Source organism: Thiolapillus sp. (assembly GCF_048562965.1).
In the GTDB taxonomy this organism is placed as follows: Bacteria; Pseudomonadota; Gammaproteobacteria; order Chromatiales; family Chromatiaceae; genus Thiolapillus; species Thiolapillus brandeum_A.
The window spans coordinates 1-1,217 of sequence record NZ_JBHNMF010000866.1 but is presented as its reverse complement, the minus strand read 5'-3'; the positions used below and the strand labels follow the sequence as shown (position 1 = coordinate 1,217).

General features: G+C 39.6%; 3 protein-coding genes. 1 reads left to right on the top strand and 2 read right to left on the bottom strand.

Annotated elements, in window-relative coordinates:
* Positions 1 to 292, top strand: a 292-nt coding sequence (gene tnpA, locus ACOCD2_RS20755) for an IS200/IS605 family transposase (protein ID WP_419626026.1), incomplete at its 5' end; no start/stop codon positions are given.
* 87 nt (positions 293 to 379) lie between these two features.
* Here the strand turns inward: tnpA and ACOCD2_RS20750 are convergent.
* Positions 380 to 736, bottom strand: coding sequence for a DUF1493 family protein (locus tag ACOCD2_RS20750; protein WP_293650315.1), 357 nt, complete (start codon positions 734 to 736; stop codon positions 380 to 382).
* A gap of 4 nt (positions 737 to 740) precedes the next feature.
* The coding region (locus ACOCD2_RS20745) for a hypothetical protein (RefSeq protein ID WP_305801809.1) at positions 741 to 1,217 on the bottom strand (477 nt) is incomplete at its 5' end.

Below are 1,217 nucleotides of genomic sequence, written 5' to 3'. Positions count from 1 at the left end.
GGGTGTTGAATTGATAGAGGGTTACGCTATGCGTGATCACATTCACATGCTGTTGATGATTCCCCCCAAATACAGTGTGGCAAACACCATCGGTTTTCTGAAAGGTAAATCAGCGATACGGATATTCAGGGAATATCTGCAGGTCAAAAGGAATTTTACAGGTCGACATTTTTGGGCGCGAGGCTATTGTGTCAGTACAGTTGGCTTAGATGAGCAGATGATACGGGCGTACATAAAGAATCAGGAACGGGAAGAGAAGCGCCAAGAGCAGTTAAGGTTGGCGGGACTCTGACAATAGCCCCCTCTGGGGGCTTTCATCATACTACCCGCTCTGCGGGTAGTATTTGATTGACCGCCACTTGCATGGCAATCATCCTTTCTATTCCGTATTGGTGTCAGTCCACACCTTATTTTTTGCAGACTCAATCATAGTAGAAACGGTTAATGGACTGATATGCCTTCTCTTTATATCAATCAATCCAAATATATCTAAAACTCTTAATATTGGATAAATAATTACAGATAAATCCAATCCTTCTGAGCAAAAATATATATCCTTAATTGAAGACATATCAACACCAAATTCATTTGAAAAACTATCTAACATATCCATTCCATCATCACCGTCAACACCTAATTCATCATTCACCGTTGTTCTTTTATTTATTTCTTTTGCATCAAGCCCAACATAATTAGTAATAAAATCAATGACCTTATCATCTATATTTTTACTCATACTATTATTCCCCAGGGCGAATACAGCTTGCAACACAATAATCCATTGATCGCGCATCAGGCAACAGTGAAGCTGTACCAAGAATAGGAATCCACCTTCCCGCAAAAGTACCAACTTTAATAGTTTTTGCACTAATCCCAAGTCTTTGGGTAGGAGCAGGATATGGTTTTGGCAACCTTCTTTTTCCAAATATACTTCTGGATAGTTTTGAAGCAAGAGATGTTCTTTTTGTCGTACCCCCTGGCTTTCTTCTGGTTGGAATCATATTTATACCTGATGCAGCAACTGATGACTTTACACCAACACCGGGGTCAAATATTTCTTTTGCGCAGTCTAAAGAACAACTAAAATATCTACCTGGATCATCAATCAAAGCCCCTATATCCTTTATCAAATTTGGCTCAGTTCCTATCACATCTGCCCCGTTAATATTGTCACTGTAATTATGAGCTGCCTGATTAAACAAATACCCAAACGCCCC